Below are 16,434 nucleotides of genomic sequence, written 5' to 3' on the forward strand. Positions count from 1 at the left end.
AGGCCACCGGGCCCGACCTTGTAGGTTTCGGTGTCACCGGCTGCAAGGAGCCGGTGACACCTGGTGGGGAGGGGAGCCCGGCCGGGCAGGAAGGGGACGGACCCCGGAAGGAAAGGGCGGACAGTGGCCACGAGCACGCAGAGCGTGTTCCGCAGCGAGGGCGTACCCGTGACGGAACGGTTCGACTGCTGGCGGGAGTTGGTCAGCCGCACCCGGGACAGCGAGGTGACCAGCGTCCACTGCGACGACTTCCGGGCGGAGATGCGGCGCCTGGAGCTGGGCCCGGTGACCCTCCTGCGCAGCTCCTTCCAGCCGACCCGCTTCCACCGCACCGCGCGCCGGGTGCGGCGCTCGGACCCGGAGGTGTTCCACCTCACCCTGCTGCTCGACGGCGGCTTCACCCTGACCCGCGACACCGGGCGCACCGAGACCTTCGGGCCCGGCAACCTGCACATGCTCGACAGCTCCCACCCGTTCGACCTGCGGGCCTTCGGCTCCCGCGCCGCCCGCTCCCCCGGGGACCTGCGGATCGAGGCCGTCGGCGTCGACTTCCCCTCCGCCCTGCTGCCGGTGCCGCCGCACCGGCTGGAGGACCTGCTGGGCCGCGGCTTCTCCTCCCGGGAGGGCACCTGCGCGCTGCTCTCGGACTTCCTGCTCAACCTCGACCGGCAGGCCGCCCTCCTGGGCCCCGCCGACGCCCCCCGCCTGGGCGGCGTCGTGGTCGACCTGGTGGCCGCCTGGCTCGCCCGGGAGGTGGACGCCGAGGCCGCCGTGCCCGACGACAGCCGGCAACGGGCCCTGGTCGAGCACGTCCGGGCCTTCATCGGACGCAACCTGCACGACCCCGAGCTGACGCCCGCCGTGATCGCCGCCGCCCACCACATCTCCGTCAGCTACCTGCACCGCCTCTTCGGCCGGGAGTCCGGCGGCGAGACCGTCGCCGCCTTCATCCGCCGCCGCCGGCTGGAGCGGGCCCGCCGCGAACTGGCCGACCCCGCGCTGCGCGCCCTGCCCGTCCACGCCGTCGCCACCCGCTGCGGCCTGCCCCGCGCCGCCGAGTTCAGCCGCGCCTTCAAGGCCGCGTACGGCCTCTCCCCCCGCGAGCACCGCCACCGCGCCCTGACCGGGGGCGGTGGCGAGGGCGGGACCGGGAGCGGGGCCGGAAGCGGGAACGGGATCGGGGCCGTCGGCGGGTAGCCGTACGGGCAAGGGCAGCCGTACGGGCGGCGCGGCCCGTACGGACCGGGCCCACGAGCGCGAAAACCCCGCATCGTGAGCACCGGGTGCGCACGAGCGGGCGGGAATCCCGGATCAGTGCACGCAATGCCAAGGACTGTCCACTCAGCGCCAACACGGCGGGGGTGACGCCCTGGCATCCTCCCTGAGGGACACCGCGCAGCGGAACGTCGAGTTCCGTTCCGCGCCGGCGGCCCGGCACGCCACGGGGGAGCGTGCCGGGCCGCCGGGTCCCGCACCGCCCGGCCCGACCGGACGGCCGGCCGGACTCGGCGGGCTCGGCGGGGCTCGGCGGGGCTCGGCCGGTCATCGGACTCAGCGACTCAGCGACTCCGCGACTCAGCGACTCAGCGACTCAGCGACTCAGCGACTCAGCGACTCAGCGGCCGGACTCGTGGGCGAAGACGGCCTGGGCGACCGCCTTCTGCAGCGGGCTCAGGTGCTTGTCGACGAGGGTCTGGTAGTCACCGGCACGGCCGTCGGCCCACTGGCCCAGGCCCGCGACCATGGCCCGGCCGGCGCCGGAGAACGCCTGCACCATGCCGCTGTCCGGGGGCAGGGTGGTCAGACCCGAGGCGGGCGGCGGGGCCTGGGCGCCGACCTGGTAGTCGTCGAAGGCCATGCTGAGGGTGGTGACCAGGTGGACGGTGTCCTTGGGGTCGGCCATGGTGAAGACGGCCAGGTTGTACTGGTTCTTGGCGCTGTCGGTGTACAGGGCGATCTGCTCGCCCAGGCAGCCCTTGGAGGCGCGGATCATCCCGATCAGCCGCGGGCCGACCGAGTCCGGTTCGACGCAGGACTTCATGACGGTCGATCCGACCCTGGTGTAGACCTCGCCGCCGGCCGCCGTCACCTGGGCGGGGAACAGCTGGTCGAGCGGCAACAGGGAGGCGTCCGGGGTGGCGGAGGCCCGGGCCGCGGCGGCGGAAGCCGTGACGGAAACGGACGCGGACGCGGACGCCGTCGCCGACGCGGAAGCGGACGGGGCCGGTGACTCGGAAACGGCCGGGGCAGCGGACGGGGCCGCCGTTCCCCCGCCCTCCTCGCCGGAGGGCCGCAGCAGGGTGAAGGCGCCGACGGTCACCGCGGCGGCGGCGAGGGCGAACGCGAGGTTGCGCGGCCAGACCCGCTGGGGGCGGGGCGAGGAGTCGTCGGGCCGCTGGTCAGGATCGGTGGGGAACATACCGCCGTACCGTAGTGATCTTGATTGCGGCGCTTGACGACGGTTCGATCACAGTGCGGTCACGGTGCCGGGCGCGGTGACGGCGTGTCGTTCGTGTCCTCCCTGGTCCAGGCGCCGGCGCCGAGGCGTCCGGTGGTGCCGAGGTCGAGTTCCGGGACGACCGTGACGGGGGCCGCGTCGGGGGTGGCGCGCACCCGCACGTAGGGGGCGTTGAGCGGTTCCCCGGCACCGGCCTCGGTGGTGTTGCGCCACACCAGGGTGGTGCGGGCGCCCTCTCCCGGGCGCAGGGCGATCTTCCGCGGCGGGTCGTCGGCGCCGGTGCCGGAGGCGATCTCGGCGCCGCCGCGCAGGATCCGCACGCCGTCGAGGGGCTTGTGGTCGAGGTCGAGCGGCTGCACCTGCGGGTAGCCGTCGAGGGTGACGACGGCGGTGCCGCAGTTGCGCAGGTGCAGGCCGACCACGCGCAGGCCCATGGCGGCGTCGCCCTCGTCGGCGTACAGCCGCAGGCCGGAGGGCGGGCAGGGGCCGCCGGCGCCGGGCGCCTCGGCGGTGGGCACGCTGCGGACCTTGAGGAGCTCCGGCTTCGGCGGGCGGGGGTTGTCGGGCTGTCCCGGGGTGGGCGCGCCCGGACGGGAGCCCGACCCGGGCGGGCCGGGCGCGGCCAGGTCGATCCGCCCCTTCTCGGTGGCGCCGGGGGCGAGCCCGGTGACGGTCCGGGTGAGGCTCCCTCCCCCGCCCGACCCGGGACTGCCGAACACCGCCGCGCCGCGGCTCGGATCGGGGCCGTTGAACACCACGGTGTAGTCGTAGGGTTCGCTGTTCGAGTTGGTCACCTCGTACTCGAAGCAGGTGCGGCCGACGGCGGTGATCCGCACCCCGCCCTGGGCGAGCGCCGTCGGCTGCGCCGCGCCGGGCGCGCCCGGCAGCGGGGTGCCGCACGACCCGGGGCTGCCGGAGGCCTCCGGCCCGCCGCCGGAGGCCGCGGTCGTCGCGGTGCCGCCGGAGGTCGCGGTGCCGCAGCCCGCGAGCAGCAGGGCGGCGCCGGCGGCGGCGAAGTGACGGACCATCAGCGAAGGTCGGGGCATGGAGGGCTGGCGCATCGGCCGAGTCGATCACGCCCCGCGCCGGACGGCAGTGAGCCGCGTCACTTCGTGTGCAACAGCCCTGCCACGGTCCGTGCCGGCCTCCTCGCCGGGTGGCGGCCCGCCGTCCTTTCGGGGGTCAGGCTGCCGGTCCTGGTGCCGTAGCCGGACCGGGCGGGGAAGTGGACGGTGCGCACGTCACCGTCGCACTTGTAGGGCCGCGCGGCGCCGGACCGGCAGGTCCACGGCTGCTTCTTGACGGTGTCGCCGTCGTTGCCGGTGAACGCCCAGTTCAGGTAGCCGCCGTCGCCCCGGTTGCGGAAGGTCGAGTCCCCCTGGAACACCCAGATCCGGAACACGTCGTAGCCGGACGGCTCCTTCTTCTCCTTGTCCATGAAGTGGTTGAGCTTGTAGGTGGTGTCGAGCAGCACCCCCTTCATGTCGGCCTTGTACTCGTTCCTGAACCACTCGGTGTCGTACAGGTCGGTACCCACGGTCTTGAACACCATGACGTTGAATCCCGGGAGCTTCGCACTCAACTTCGTCGCGGTGCTCCGGGTGAACTCCGCGTTGTCCAGCTTGTTGAGGTTGGCGGCGTTGTGCATGAGCCTGATCGTGTCGAAGGCGGAGTTGATCAGCGCGGTCATGCAGTTGCCGCCGCCCGGCGAGGCCGGGGTCCCGCAGGTCTTGTCCACGGGGGCCGCCGCGGGGGCTGCCGCAGGCACGGCCTGGGCCTGCGCGGTCAGGCCGGAGACCACGGCGACCGCGGCGACCCCGCAGGCCAGGGCGCGTTTCAGGCGGGACAGGGGTTGTACGTCGGAACCATCCTTCTTCTCGGAGAAGTTGGATGCTAGGCAGCGGAATTCTCCGTCCCGCGGCTCCTGACGCAATCCATATGACAAGATCAAGAAGCCTGACGCCTTTCACGCGCCAACCGGTCCGGTGGGCCCTGCGGACCGGGCTCGACCCCAGTGGCCTGCCTCGGGCAGGCCGGATCGGAGGACCCGCAAGGTGTCGACATCACCGGAGTTCCGCGGCTTCGACCTTGTGCGGCGCGGCTACGACCGCCCTGAGGTCGACCGCTATCTCAGCGCCCTGTCCGAAGCCGGTTCACCGCCACCGCGGCCGGATTTCCCGATCAGGTGGCGCGGCTACGACCGCGAGCAGGTCGACGCGCGCATCGCGGACCTCCTGCGCGGCAGGGCGTAGCCCCACGTCACGGGTTCGGCGCAGGAAGTCGGACCGGCCGACTTCCTGCGCCGTGGGGTGTCCGGCACCCCGGCCGGGCCGGGCACAGGGTCCAGGGGCCCGGGCGAAGACCACCCGTCCGCGTGGCGGTGGCCCCGGCCGACCCGGGACCACCGCAGCCGGCCGCTCAGCGCGACTCGACGGCAGTTGAGGTCCCGCCCGTCCGCACGGGGTGCGGACGGGCGGGGCGACCAAGTGCTACAGCGCGGCCAGGACCCGGGCCCGCAGGGTCTCGTCGGCGATGCCCTCGACGGGCCGCCAGGCGTACCCGGTGACCTCTTCCTCCTGCAGGGTGACCGGCACCGCGCCGCCGGTCCGGAAGAGGAACCGCACGTCGATGTGCCGGTGCTCCGGTTCGCCCTTGGCGGGGTTCTCCGGGATGGTGTGCACGTCGATGTGAAGGGGACCGTCGGCGGCGAGCCCCTCGGCGCCGACACCGGTCTCCTCGGTCAGCTCGCGCAGGGCCGCGCCGACCAGCGTGGTGTCCTCGGGCTCCAGGTGCCCGCCCGGGGGGACCCACGTGTCCAGGACACGGTGGTGGATGAACAGAACCTCCCGCTTGTCGTTGACCAAAAGGGCCCCGGCGGTGACGTGGCCCCGGAACTCCTTCCGGCTGGTCACGTCCGCGTCGCCGCCGGAGGCCAGCAGTTCCAGGGCGACGGCGAGGTTCGCCTCGTCCTCGGGGAAGCGGGAGAGGTACGCCGTGAGCGTGGTGCTGATGTGGTCTGCCGTGATGGCCAAGGGATCTCACCTGTTGTAGAAGTCGAGCCACGTAGCCGCGATGGCTTCGTGAGCCTTGAACGTGAAGTAGCGCCGGGTCCTCTCGTACCTCGCACCCGGCTCAGACAGGAAGGTCCCAGCCCGGTCCGTCCTCGGTGCCGAGCCAGACGCGCTGTGCGGCCGCCGACACGGTGATCCCGAAACCGTCCTGGTGCGGCTCACCGGCCGCCTGCCAGCACTGGACCGCGCGCTCGACCCGGTCCCACAGGCGGACGGGCCCGCGCTGCGTCACGGTCCACCCGCCGCCGGGGCCGGGTGCCGTCCGTGCCTGCGATCCGGTGGACAGGTCCCAGAGGATCTGCCGGGCCCCCACACCCGTGCGGACGGCTGCGGGCGCGGCGAGTTGGGCCACCCAGCCGCCCGTCCAGCTGTCGAGTGTCGCCGGGTCGATGAGGGTCGGGGACTCGTCGCCGGGCAGCAGGTCCAGCGTTGGACGGGGCGGCCGGTCGTGCGGGCGGGCGATCATGAAGCTGGTCTGGTCGGTGAGGAACCGGCCGGTGGCCTCGCCGGGTCCGGTGACGTCGAGCAGCGCGAGGGCGTTCGCACAGCTCCACCCGGAGAGGGTGACCAGGATTCGACCGCCGGGCTTGACCTGGTGGAGCCATGGGAGGGGGATGTACCGAACCGAACAGGTGGCGATGAGCCGGTCGTACCGGCCCCCGTCCGGGTCGCCGCGCAGCCCGTCTCCGACGATCAGTCGAGGGGAGAATCCCGCGGTCCTGATCGCTGCCGCGGCTGCCGCGGCGACCAGGGGGTCGTACTCGATGCTGGTGAGGTTGGCGTCCCCGAGGCGGTGGGCGCCGAGGGCGGTCGAGTATCCGGTCCCGGTGCCGATCTCCAGCACCCGGTGCCCGGCCTCGGCGTCGAGTTGCTGCCACATGCGCAGCACCACGGACGGGAGGGTGGACGACGAGGACGGGATACCGGTCACGGCTTCCCCGGCCGTGTCCTCGGGCCCGATGCGGCCGTCGAGTTGGGTGACCAGCGTCCGGTCGTCGTAGATCCCCTCCAGCCATCCGGGCTCGCCCTCGCGGACGGGGCGGTAGCTGGTCGGAACGCTGCCGGTGACCGGGGCGAAGTGGGTTCCGACGAAGAGTTCCCGTGGAACGGCCCTCGCGGCGCTCTGCCACTCGCGTTCGGTCAGCGCACCGTTCTCGGTGAGCCTGTCGGCCAGAGAGGCGCGGAGTTCAGCCGGTGTGCTCATGTGTCACGGCCTTTCTGGAGCGTGTAGGCCCTGACGAGCAGGGTGTCGGCCGAGCGTGCGCCCGAAGTGGCAGGGGGGAGCCGATCGATGCTGATCGCGGTGAACCCGGCCTCGTCCAGCAACTTCGTCCAGACGTGCTCCTGGAGGACCCAGCGACGCATCGTCGTCGCAGTGCCGTCCGGGGTGCGGGCCGGAATGTCGGCGTGCCGGACGTCCGGCTCGGCGGGCGCTCCGCCGAGGTAGTGGCCCAGGGTGGAGGCGGCGAACAGCCCGCCGGGACGCAGGGCGCGGGCAGCGGCGGGCAGCAGCCGGCGGGGGTCGGCGAAGTCGAGGCCGCCGAAGACGGAGTAGAGGACGTCGTACGCATCCGGGTGCACCTCCAAGTGCTCGACCACGCCGGTGCGCAGGGTGCGCAGGCGCGGCGCGAGGTGACCGTAGAGGTCGCAGGCCATCGCGTGCTGGGCGGGAGAGGCGTCGATGGCGTCGACCCGGGCCGGCTCGTGGTGGGCGACGAGGTGGGCGGCGTGTCGGGCGGCGCCCGCGCCGAGGTCGGCCAGTACGAGGCCGGTGACGTCGCCCAGCACCTCGCTCCCCGGCCCGCCGTCCTGGGCCCAGACCCAGCGGAAGGAGCCGGGGACGGCCCGGTCCGCGTCGGCGCGGGTGCGGCCGTAGTGGTGCCAGAGGTCCGGCATGGCGGCCTGGGCGGGTGAGGTGGTCGTCACCCGGGCCATCCTGGTGCCCGGCGCGCCCGGGCGCAGGGATTCGGGCGAAGACCACCCGTCCGCGTGGCGGTGGCCCCGGCCGGGCCGGGACCACCGCAGCCGGCCGGTCAGTGCGAGTCGTTGCCGGGGTGGCAGGGGCTACAGTTGGCGGCGTCGGCCCACAACGGCAGGTCCACGTCCCAGCCGTCAGCCGCGATGAGCCGGGCGGTGCGCAGCACCGTACCGTCGTCCTTGAACTCGACGGCCGGCACGTGGTGCAGGAAGTAACCGTCGTTGTGGGTCCGGCACAGCTCGGCGTAGGCGACGGTGTCCAGGATGATCGTGTGGACGCCGATGTCCACCAGCGCGCTGGGGCCGAGGCTCAGACGCTCGCCACGGTGGGCCATCGCGGTCAGCAGGTAGGCGTAGCCCTGGCCGAGGACGCGGGCGGCCATGACGGAGTCGTACGGGTAGTCGCGCATCAGCAGGCCGATCTGCTTTCCCCACAGATCGGCGGGGATGTGGTCGCGCACGTTCCGGAGCGGTCCGACGGTCGGGTCGGTGGGCGCAACTGCGGTTGCCATGGTTCCTCCGACTGCTGTTGGGGCACCTGGTGGCGCCGGGCACTGCCCGGCGGCCCTGTGAAAGCTACGGACCAACCCCTCTGGCACTCAAGGAAGTTGCAAAAACTTGCGGCCGCTTCACCTCAGCGTGTCGATCGCGGCGGTGATCAGCTCACGGGCCGCGCTGCCGTGCACAGCCAACCCGGCGAAGCGGGCGAACGTCCGCGCGTAGAGGGCGAGGCCGCTGGGTGCGGTCACGGTGACCTGGGCCGACAACAGCTCCACCCCCGCCTGCCGATCGTCGAAGAGGTTGAAGGTCTCCGTCGGCCACATGGTGCGGGCGGCCGTGAACGGGATGATGCCCAGCGACACCGACGGCATCGACATGGCCCGCAGAGGTGGCCGAGTTGGCTGGCCATCACCTCGTCGTCGCCGATCCGGTATCGCAGGACGGACTCCTCGATGACCGCGACGAAGCGGCGCCCTCCCTCGAGGACGATTCTGGAACGGGCGAGCCGGGCCTCGACTGCGGCCTCCACGTCGTCCGGGGTATGACGGACATCGGCCACGGTGCGCAGCAGGGCGTCTGCGTACTCCCGCGTCTGCAGGACGCCGGGGACGACCCGGGAGGAGTAGGCGCGGAAATGGCGGGTGCGGGTGTAGAGCGGCACCCGGGCTTCCTGCGCCTGGCGCAGGCCCGTACGGGTGATGCGTCGCCACTCGACGTACAGGGAGTCCACCGCCCGGTTGGAGGCAATCAGGTCGGGCGCCTGGTCGTCGACCCCGCAGGCCTCGCACCAGGCGCGGATATCGGAGTCCGACGGGGCGACCTTGGCGTTGAGGATGCGAGAGGTCTTGGCCGGGTGCCAACCGCAGCGGGCCGACAGTTCCCCACCCTTCAGCCCGGCGTCGCGCATCAGCTCGCCAAGGCGTGCGGCGAGGGCCCTGCGGGCGGCCTGGACGCTGGATGACGGGGAGATCGACATCATGCTGCCGTGGCTGGTCTTGACGTGGTCAGACTGTGTAGTTCTCGTGCGGCACGGCCCGTTCCCAGGCCGCCTCGAACGCGGTGGCGCACAGCAGGGCCACCGCCGGGTCGTCGCTGAACGACGGCCCGGCGGACTCCCCATCACCGGTGAAGTGGTTGAACCGCACCGACTCGCTGTCGAACAGCCAGAAGTCATTGCCCGGCAAGGCGATGTGCGAGGCCTGCCGCCGGGGCAGCCACCGGATCTGCTCGCCCGCGGCGATGTTGGTGAAGGTGCCGGAGTACTCGAACCTGATGTACTCCGACACCGGCTCGGACACGATCCGCACGCGCCGGACCTCGACGCCCCGGGCGACGGTCTCCTCGATCAGCGTCAGCCACGGGCGCCACCAGGACGTACGGTCGTCAGGGTCGTGGCGGAAGCCGTCCCGCCACGCCGCGAAGGGCCCGGTCTCCTTGGCCACACTGTAGGAGTCGCGCATCTCCAAGTGGACTGCGCTGGAGCGGGCGGCGGCCAGTTGCTCAGCGAACGTCGGTACCTTCGGCGGCATCGCACGCCTTCCTCAAAATCGGCACCATCCGCGCCGGCAGCCGGACCACATCCTCCGAATCGGGGATGCTGCCGGTCTCCAGACACTTGGCGCGCAGCTTCTCGGCGGCCTTCCAGCCCTGCACGACGATCTCGTCAGCTTCGTCGTCGTACCAGACGGTCGGGCACTCGTCGTCCCCGTCCCCCGTGTTGGGGTCAATCCCGATCAACCGTAGTGCCACGCCGGCCCCCTCTTGCCAGTGGATTGCTCTGACTTGCTCGACAATTCCCCGCTGAACGACCGCCGTCAAGACTCCCGCCGCACGCAGCGACCGCCGGCCCGGTCAGCGTCCTAAATGGCGTTGGCGAGCACCGTGTTCGGGTACATCAACGTAGAAATAGGCACGGCGCGCCTCCCCTTGGTTGGGATGGTGCAGCGAGCGAGGCCGCGAGAGATCGCCGGGCCAGGACGTCGGCGGAGCGACTCGCGCTCGGGGCGCGTCTCCCTTCAGTCTGTCCGTAGCGCTGTGCCGATCCTGGGCAAGCCCCGTGGTGCGGGTCCCGTCCGCGCTATACCTGAACTCCAGTCGGAGGTGGCCCCCAATCCCACCAAGCGGACCTTACCGTGCCGAGTTGGGCATCGACGATATTAAGATAGCGACCCATTGAGCAAAATTGATCACTTTTGATCAAAAATGGGGAGTTCAAAGCTGTCGACCTTACGATCAGAGGATGACTATCGCCATTGAAGGGCCGGGGGAGCCGAAGGAGAACCCCGTCTCGCGAATCATCAAGGTAACCCCCGATATTGCCGGAACTTTTCTGTCCCGGAATTCGGTCAACCGACGCCTGGACATGGGGCGAGTGAGAGCCCTGGCGGAGGCCATTCTCCGCGGCGAATGGAAGTTGACTCATCAGGGAATCGCCTTCGACAAGGACGGCGTACTTATCGACGGCCAGCATCGCCTCCATGCGATCATCGAAGCCAACGCTCCTGTGGAGATGTTCGTTGTCGATGGGCTGTCAAATGACATTTTTCCGGTTCTCGACACCGGTAGGAGTCGGAGTGCAGCGGATACGCTGTTGTCGACAGGCGCGAAGTACCGGCCCCTGCTTTCCGCCACAATCCGTCACGTACTTCTCTTCAAGATGATTCCGAACGACCCTTGGAGTGGCACCCGGGCTTACGTATCGAACGACCGGATCCTGGCCGCGTACAACGAGGATAAAGACAGGTACGGGGAGGCCGTGAGCATCGGTCGCGAGCTTTCGAAACACCTTTTCGCGAGCCAGACGGCGGTGGCGGTGGGATATTTCGTGACCACCGAGGTAGCACCTGCTGCAGAACTCGACGAATGGATCTCGGGTCTCAAGTCGGGCGCGAGTCTGGATCCTGGTGATGCGAGGCTTGCTCTGCGGGAGGTTCCGAGAGAAACGCCGAGACGGAGCTCCTCCAAGCGCAGGATGGAAATGCGGGACCAGGTGGCAATCTATATCAAGGCGTGGAACGCCTGGGTTGAACCAGAGAAGGCCGGAGAATTGCGCCTTCGACGCTTGGGAAAGAGGGAGAAGATGCCGCTGCCGGTCGAGGTAAAATTCGAGCGCTAGGAACGTATTTTTTATCACGGGAGGAGGCTGCGAATGATCACATTCCCGGCCTCCCCCCGTACGACCACCTCTCGCCCCAGGGATTTGGCGACCCGCTCGACAAAATCGCGTGAAATCGACTGCGATGACCCTCCTGAAATCTGCGCGACAATTACTACGGTGTCGGCCTCCCAGGAGGAGCGTACGGCCTCCCAGCCGATCTTTGCGAATGAGGAGGCAATGAACTTCTCTTCGCTGATCCGGCGAATTTCCCGAGGAGAACGCCGCGGCGCCCCGTCTGCCTGTAGCGTGCATCTCTCGATCTCTGCCATACGGTGATCGAGCTGTCGGGCAATAAGGAGGATCTCCTCAGTCATGTCGGCCTCGGATCGCTCGACCGTGTTCGACGGGCTGTCCCGTGACGAAAGTGCGCTGATGTTCCTCATGTTGCTCTCGAGCTCCGGCCAGCTTCTCCGGAAGGCACGTTCCAATCTTTCGCGCGATATTGCCAGGCCATTCGAAGCTTCATTGATGTCAAAAAGGAGCTTCTGCACATCATCCTTGCTGTCTCCGATGATGGCCTGGAACTGACTGAGAGGACTGATGAGGTCGGTAGCTTTCATGCCGATCAGGAACGGGACCACATAGCCTTCATCGACCTGCTTAGAAAGGGCCCCGGCCTCAAAGTTAATCCAAGTGGAAGCTTGATTCTCAGGGGTTGTACAGATGATACCAAAATTTGTCTCAGAAAGCTCGTCGGTGATCTCTCGAACTCCCCTCCTCCCTGCAGAAATATCCAGACTGGAGAGCCACGGGTTAATATATTGAAGAACATCTGGCAACCAGGACCAAAGGGCTTCGGCAGTTCTTTTGGAGCGCTCTCCGGACCAGCTCAGAAATACCTTAATAGCAGCCTCCTTCTATTTTGTTCAAAATGCCTGTTGGTCGAATTATGATCACCCGGACTCGCGCGCCGCCTTGAGCAGAAGCGCCTGTTCCGCCTTGAGCGACCCGTACGACTCGCGAATATAGGAAAGAAATCCGTTTCCTGGATGGCGAATCAGGGTTGATTTGCTTGGACTGGCGGCTTCCCAGTTCGCCAGGAGGGCGTTATAGGTCGCTGCGTGCGCGCAAAACTCCAGGACTACGGGCGGCATTTCTCCCCCGATAATCAGATCACCCCGAGTAGTGACGATCTCTCGCATCCTCTGGGCCGTCGGGGCGAACACCGATTCTACCCACGTATGCCACCGTTTCTCCTCTAGTTCTGGCAGCGGAATCTCATCCAGACCGGAACCAACGGGTAAAATGTAGCGCCTGCGATATTCGCTCCACGCCTTCTCGTTTGTTTCCGCGAGAATGAGAAGCGGACCATAGAGGTCTTTTAATTGACTGCTCACCCGGTCGATTTGCGCCTTCCTCAGAGATCTGCGGGTTTCTCCTTGGTGATTCAGCCAGTAGGCCATTACGGCAATCAGAATGCTGGCACAGGCAGTTACCATTGCTGCGATCATCGGAGTCTCCATGGCGCCGCTTCGCTTGGTATTGAAGCATGGCGCAGGAGATCCCGCCAGCTTGCGCACAGAGATAATCCGACGAACAGGCGAAAGTCGCGAATAATTATTCAATAGGATTTCTCGACTGCCCATTGTGATCTTGCCCGCCTGTCGCAATGATTGCCAAAAGCTCACAAAATATCTCAAACCATCCCAAAGATGCCGAGCCGCCAAGGGGTGCCCCCCGCTGCCCGGTCCGGCCTCACCATTACGCCGGGCGCGGTTCTCTCGGGGCCACCGTCAGGCCGCGCGGCGCGGAGAGCAGGGCGGCTATCGGGTCCTTGGCCGTACCGAGGACCGGTGCTGCCGTCCGCGTTACGCCGCAGTGGTAGGACGTCTCCAGCCCATCCAGCACCTGCTGGGACCTTCCGACGAGCCCACTGCCTGACACTCCGTCCGGCAGCCGTGGTTGATGGGCGCCGGCTGAATTCCCGCCGTCCGGCGGGGCCCATTCCTCGCCGTATCCGGACTTCTTGCATGTATCGCAGAGCGTGCGGGGAGGCGCGAGGAGGGTGGCATGATCAACTGGCCGGGGCGCGAACCCGTGACACCGCGAGGCTGGTCACAATATGCAGCTGACGGGCAGGGGCCCTGAACGCGCCGCATCGGCCTTCGCGCGTTCAGGGCTCATTAGAGAGTCGCTGGCAGGAAGCAAGAAGTGAGCCTTTCGGGGCCCGGAGCAGTGCCGCAGCCCCCGGCGCGTGGGCGGCGGGGGCCGGCGGGGTCAGGCGTCCTCGTCGGGCGGGGTCGTGCGGAGGGCGTTGACGACGCCCAGGGCCACGATGGAGAGCGCGACGGCAAGGAGGACGGCGAAGGCCGTCCCGATCAGGAACCTCACGAGAAGTCCCGCTCCGCGTCGAGGAGAAGGACGAGGAGGTTCAACAGCGTCGAGGCCGGCGCGGTGTTGAAGCGGACGAGGACGCGGCCGTCGATGGTCCGGTCGGTGCCGGCCGAGGGGAAGATCAGGCCGAACTTCCGCCCCCGGTCCTGGACTTCGGCGAGGAGCGTGCTGATGTGGGCGTCGGTGTAGTGCCGGATCCGGGGGTCGGTCGGCAGCATCGGGTGACGGCGGGCCATCACGCGGCGCCGTCCAGCTCGAACCAGACGGATTTGGCACGCTCGTGGGGGTCGACGCCCCAGCGGTGGGTGAGGCCCTCGACCAACTGCAGGCCCCGGCCGGACTCGGCGAGCAGGGAGAGCGGCGGGGTCGCGGGGAGGATCGGGCTCCCGTCCGTGACGGAGACCCGCAGGGAGCCGTTGATGGAGATGATCTCGACGAGCGGGGCGGGGGTGTCCCCGTGCCGCCAGGCGTTGACGAGCAGCTCGCAGAGGGCGAGCTGCGCGTCGGAGATGACGGAGGGGGACCAGCCGACGCGGGTCATGCTGTTGTGGAGGGTCTGACGGGCGATGGCAATGGTGGGGGTGTTGATGTGACGCATGGGAGTTCTCCCGAGGCGTGAGTGAGGGAGGAACCGGCGGAACATGTGTCGCCGTGAGCCAGGCCGGTGGAGAAGGGCTTGGCTGCTCTGCGGTGCTTGCTAGCAGGCGTTACTGACGATCCGTCGGATCGATGTGAGATCGACCATACTCCATCGGAATCACATGTGATCCCAGTTCCGGATAGATTCACCCCCAGGTGGACCCTGCGCACAACAGCGCGGCAGACTTGGTCCACACCGGGCCAGGAAGGTGCCAATGCCGCCACGAGCACACCCGACGCTTCGCCAACTCCGCATCGGGACCGAACTCCGAAAGATGCGCGAGGCTGCCGGACTCTCGACTTCCAACCTGAGCAGAGCTCTCGGTATCGACCGGACTCAGGTCAGCCAGATCGAAGCAGCCAAGGTCGGCGTGAGCCCTGACCGGCTCCGCTCCTTCGCTGCTGCCTGCAAGTGCATGAACGAACCTCTGGTCGACGCGCTGGAAACCATAGTCCTGGACCGGTCCAAGGGCTGGTGGGAGGAGTATCGGGGTACGGTCCCCGATGGCGTCCTTGAGAACGCGGAGCTGGAAAAGACCTCCCACGGACTCAAACTGTGGCTCCTCACGCACATGCCCGGACCTTGTCAGACCCTCAGCTACGCATCGGCCGTCTTCGGGCGCGTCTTCCCTCCCCTGCCTCGGCATGAGGTGGAAGCGCGTACGGCGTTCAGAATGCAACGCAAGGCAGACCTGCGCCGCAACCCGAAGCCGACGACGTTCTTCATCTACGAGTCAGTCCTTTGGACACGGTTCGGTGGCACTCCAACCCTCAAGGAGCAGCTCTCCTCTCTGCTCGAAGACTCCGAGTTGCCCTGGCTGACCGTCCGAGTCGTACCCTTCGACGTCGAAACCTTCCCTGGAGCTGCCGAGAACCTCACCTACTCCTTCGGCGCCGTCCCTGAACTCGACACGGTCGAACGAGAGTCCTCCCAAGGACCCGAATACCTCGATGCCGTCAGCGAGCTGAACAGCTACCGCTACATCTTCGATCGCACCGAAGCCTCGGCACTCGGCGAAACCGACTCTCGCAACTTGATCCACAAGATCGCACAGAACCTATGAAAGGCCCGATATGACGGACACCGAGTGGCAGAAGTCCTCCTTCAGCGGCAACGTCGAGAACTGCGTGGAGGTCCGCACGGTCGCCGGGGCGATCGAACTCCGCGAGTCCGACGAGGGGCAGACCATCCTCCGCACCACCCCCACCACCCTCGCTACCCTCCTCCACGGCCTCAAAGCCGGCGAATTCGACCACCACGCCTAACCGCCCCAACCCCGCAGCGCCCCTCGCCCACCCCGGGCGAGGGGCGCAAGTCGAGAAGCGGAAGACAACAATGCCTGAGTCCACCTGGCAGAAGTCCAGCTACTCCGGCGCAAACAACGCGTGCGTGGAGATCCGTTCGACCACCGGGGCGATCGAACTCCGCGAGTCCGACGAGGGCCACCTCATCCTCCGCACCACCCCCACCACCCTCGCCACCCTCCTCCACGGCCTCAAAGCCGGCGAATTCGACCACCACGCCTGACCGCCCCAACCCCGCAACGCCCCTCGCCCACCCAGGGCGAGGGGCGCAACCACGGCACCGCGAAGGCAAAGGCCCCCAGCCAGGAAGGAAACGGAAAACAACAATGCCTGAGTCCACCTGGCAGAAGTACCGCTGCTCGTCGAAGCCCGGTGGCCGCCCGCCGCACGAGCCCTTGCGCAGCCGCAGCCGCAGCAGCAGCCTTCGCGCCGTTCGCACCTCTTCACGCCGGTGACGATTCGCGCACATCCCATTACGTTTGGCAGTGATCGCGGAATGCGCCCGGCACCCCTGCGCACAGGAGGTCTCATCATGCGACGACTCGTCACAACGCTCGGCACTCTCATCGCTGCAGGGACGTTGGCCGTAGCCGTCCCCACGTCCGCCCAGGCCGCCACGGGCACCTTGACGTTCTACAACGTGATCTTCCCTGACGGGTCGGGCCTTGGCCCGGGCGTGCCGTACGTCGACCCGCCCGCAGGCTGCTACGAAGTGCCGAGGGAGGCGCAGGGGCCGTTGTCGGGCGTGAACAACGCGACAGACAGCGCGGTCCGCTTCTACTGGCGGGAGGACTGCACCAGCCTGCTGTTCAACGTCCCCGCCGGCCGTTCGGTCAGGTTCAACTCGCACCCCCGCTCCTTCATGGTCGAGAGGTAACCGAGGCTCCTGACCGGCCCGACCCCGCAGCGGGGGGCGCCCCCCCCCGGAGGGGGGGGAGAGGGGGGGAGGGGGGGGGAAAAAGAACCGGGGCCCCCCTCAGGTGATCACAGTT

The 16,434-nt window shown here is 68.5% G+C and carries 20 protein-coding genes and 1 pseudogene; 7 read left to right on the forward strand and 14 right to left on the reverse strand.

The annotated features are described in order from the left end of the window. Positions 1 to 123 precede the first annotated feature (123 nt). A complete protein-coding gene (locus tag ACFVGO_RS13075) occupies positions 124 to 1,197 on the forward strand; it encodes a helix-turn-helix domain-containing protein (RefSeq protein ID WP_359906246.1) in 1,074 nt (357 codons plus the stop codon). Between the two features lie 418 nt (positions 1,198 to 1,615). Here the strand turns inward: ACFVGO_RS13075 and ACFVGO_RS13080 are convergent, their stop codons facing one another. Genes ACFVGO_RS13080 through ACFVGO_RS13090 form a run of 3 tightly spaced genes read right to left on the reverse strand, consistent with a single transcriptional unit; the run spans position 1,616 to position 4,391 of the window. Further along, positions 1,616 to 2,419 (reverse strand): hypothetical protein, encoded by an 804-nt coding sequence (locus tag ACFVGO_RS13080; RefSeq protein ID WP_380631752.1) that lies wholly within the window; start codon positions 2,417 to 2,419, stop codon positions 1,616 to 1,618. Between the two features lie 59 nt (positions 2,420 to 2,478). Next, positions 2,479 to 3,519, reverse strand: coding sequence for a DUF4232 domain-containing protein (locus ACFVGO_RS13085; protein ID WP_380631753.1), 1,041 nt, complete (start codon positions 3,517 to 3,519; stop codon positions 2,479 to 2,481). Between the two features lie 44 nt (positions 3,520 to 3,563). Further along, positions 3,564 to 4,391 carry a hypothetical protein gene (locus ACFVGO_RS13090; RefSeq protein WP_380631755.1) on the reverse strand — a complete coding sequence of 276 codons (828 nt, stop codon included), beginning with the start codon at positions 4,389 to 4,391 and terminating at the stop codon, positions 3,564 to 3,566. Positions 4,392 to 4,512: 121 nt separating this feature from the next. On the opposite strand from ACFVGO_RS13090, the gene ACFVGO_RS13095 reads away from it, so the two are divergent. Continuing rightward, positions 4,513 to 4,710 carry a hypothetical protein gene (locus tag ACFVGO_RS13095; protein ID WP_380631757.1) on the forward strand — a complete coding sequence of 66 codons (198 nt, stop codon included), beginning with the start codon at positions 4,513 to 4,515 and terminating at the stop codon, positions 4,708 to 4,710. Positions 4,711 to 4,947: 237 nt separating this feature from the next. Here the strand turns inward: ACFVGO_RS13095 and ACFVGO_RS13100 are convergent, their stop codons facing one another. From ACFVGO_RS13100 to ACFVGO_RS13130, 7 genes and pseudogenes are all read right to left on the reverse strand, one after another. Continuing rightward, positions 4,948 to 5,490 carry an NUDIX hydrolase gene (locus tag ACFVGO_RS13100; RefSeq protein WP_380631759.1) on the reverse strand — a complete coding sequence of 181 codons (543 nt, stop codon included), beginning with the start codon at positions 5,488 to 5,490 and terminating at the stop codon, positions 4,948 to 4,950. Between the two features lie 100 nt (positions 5,491 to 5,590). Then, positions 5,591 to 6,733, reverse strand: a complete 1,143-nt coding sequence (gene tgmC / locus ACFVGO_RS13105; protein WP_380631761.1) for an ATP-grasp peptide maturase system methyltransferase — start codon at positions 6,731 to 6,733, stop codon at positions 5,591 to 5,593. Further along, positions 6,730 to 7,425, reverse strand: a complete 696-nt coding sequence (locus tag ACFVGO_RS13110) for a class I SAM-dependent methyltransferase (RefSeq protein ID WP_380631829.1) — start codon at positions 7,423 to 7,425, stop codon at positions 6,730 to 6,732. Before ACFVGO_RS13110 ends, tgmC begins: the two co-directional genes overlap by 4 nt. A gap of 137 nt (positions 7,426 to 7,562) precedes the next feature. Further along, the gene (locus tag ACFVGO_RS13115) at positions 7,563 to 8,018 is read right to left on the reverse strand and encodes a glycine-rich domain-containing protein (protein ID WP_380356230.1); all 456 of its coding nucleotides are present in this window, start codon (positions 8,016 to 8,018) and stop codon (positions 7,563 to 7,565) included. A 117-nt stretch (positions 8,019 to 8,135) separates the two neighbouring features. After that, positions 8,136 to 8,983, reverse strand: a pseudogene (locus tag ACFVGO_RS13120) (helix-turn-helix domain-containing protein). A 28-nt stretch (positions 8,984 to 9,011) separates the two neighbouring features. Beyond that, a complete protein-coding gene (locus ACFVGO_RS13125; protein ID WP_380631764.1) occupies positions 9,012 to 9,536 on the reverse strand; it encodes a DUF6879 family protein in 525 nt (174 codons plus the stop codon). Next, a complete protein-coding gene (locus ACFVGO_RS13130; protein WP_380631766.1) occupies positions 9,508 to 9,756 on the reverse strand; it encodes a hypothetical protein in 249 nt (82 codons plus the stop codon). The genes ACFVGO_RS13125 and ACFVGO_RS13130 overlap by 29 nt, the downstream gene beginning before the upstream one ends. A gap of 490 nt (positions 9,757 to 10,246) precedes the next feature. Between ACFVGO_RS13130 and ACFVGO_RS13135 the strand changes: the two genes are divergently transcribed. After that, complete coding sequence (locus ACFVGO_RS13135) at positions 10,247 to 11,122, forward strand: hypothetical protein (RefSeq protein ID WP_380631768.1); 876 nt, start codon at positions 10,247 to 10,249, stop codon at positions 11,120 to 11,122. A 14-nt stretch (positions 11,123 to 11,136) separates the two neighbouring features. Here ACFVGO_RS13135 and ACFVGO_RS13140 read toward each other — a convergent pair whose 3' ends face one another. From ACFVGO_RS13140 to ACFVGO_RS13155, 4 genes are all read right to left on the reverse strand, one after another. Further along, the gene (locus tag ACFVGO_RS13140) at positions 11,137 to 12,009 is read right to left on the reverse strand and encodes a TIR domain-containing protein (protein ID WP_380631831.1); all 873 of its coding nucleotides are present in this window, start codon (positions 12,007 to 12,009) and stop codon (positions 11,137 to 11,139) included. 48 nt (positions 12,010 to 12,057) lie between these two features. After that, entirely contained in the window at positions 12,058 to 12,615 is a 558-nt protein-coding gene (locus ACFVGO_RS13145; RefSeq protein WP_380631770.1) for a hypothetical protein, read from the reverse strand. 876 nt (positions 12,616 to 13,491) lie between these two features. Then, a complete protein-coding gene (locus ACFVGO_RS13150) occupies positions 13,492 to 13,734 on the reverse strand; it encodes a hypothetical protein (protein ID WP_359906215.1) in 243 nt (80 codons plus the stop codon). Further along, positions 13,734 to 14,096, reverse strand: coding sequence for an ATP-binding protein (locus ACFVGO_RS13155; protein WP_359906212.1), 363 nt, complete (start codon positions 14,094 to 14,096; stop codon positions 13,734 to 13,736). Before ACFVGO_RS13155 ends, ACFVGO_RS13150 begins: the two co-directional genes overlap by 1 nt. 256 nt (positions 14,097 to 14,352) lie before the next feature. Between ACFVGO_RS13155 and ACFVGO_RS13160 the strand changes: the two genes are divergently transcribed. The 4 genes from ACFVGO_RS13160 to ACFVGO_RS13175 all read left to right on the forward strand — a co-directional run bounded on the left by ACFVGO_RS13160 (position 14,353) and on the right by ACFVGO_RS13175 (position 16,319). After that, positions 14,353 to 15,201, forward strand: coding sequence for a helix-turn-helix transcriptional regulator (locus ACFVGO_RS13160; RefSeq protein ID WP_359906209.1), 849 nt, complete (start codon positions 14,353 to 14,355; stop codon positions 15,199 to 15,201). Positions 15,202 to 15,211: 10 nt separating this feature from the next. Next, complete coding sequence (locus ACFVGO_RS13165; protein ID WP_359906206.1) at positions 15,212 to 15,403, forward strand: DUF397 domain-containing protein; 192 nt, start codon at positions 15,212 to 15,214, stop codon at positions 15,401 to 15,403. Positions 15,404 to 15,473: 70 nt separating this feature from the next. Then, the gene (locus ACFVGO_RS13170; RefSeq protein WP_359906203.1) at positions 15,474 to 15,665 is read left to right on the forward strand and encodes a DUF397 domain-containing protein; all 192 of its coding nucleotides are present in this window, start codon (positions 15,474 to 15,476) and stop codon (positions 15,663 to 15,665) included. A gap of 522 nt (positions 15,666 to 16,187) precedes the next feature. Further along, a complete protein-coding gene (locus tag ACFVGO_RS13175; RefSeq protein ID WP_380356212.1) occupies positions 16,188 to 16,319 on the forward strand; it encodes a hypothetical protein in 132 nt (43 codons plus the stop codon). The last annotated feature ends 115 nt before the right edge of the window (positions 16,320 to 16,434 follow it).

Origin of the sequence: Kitasatospora sp. NPDC057738 (assembly GCF_042798815.1) — a bacterium.
Lineage (GTDB): Bacteria > Actinomycetota > Actinomycetes > Streptomycetales > Streptomycetaceae > Kitasatospora > Kitasatospora lactacystinica.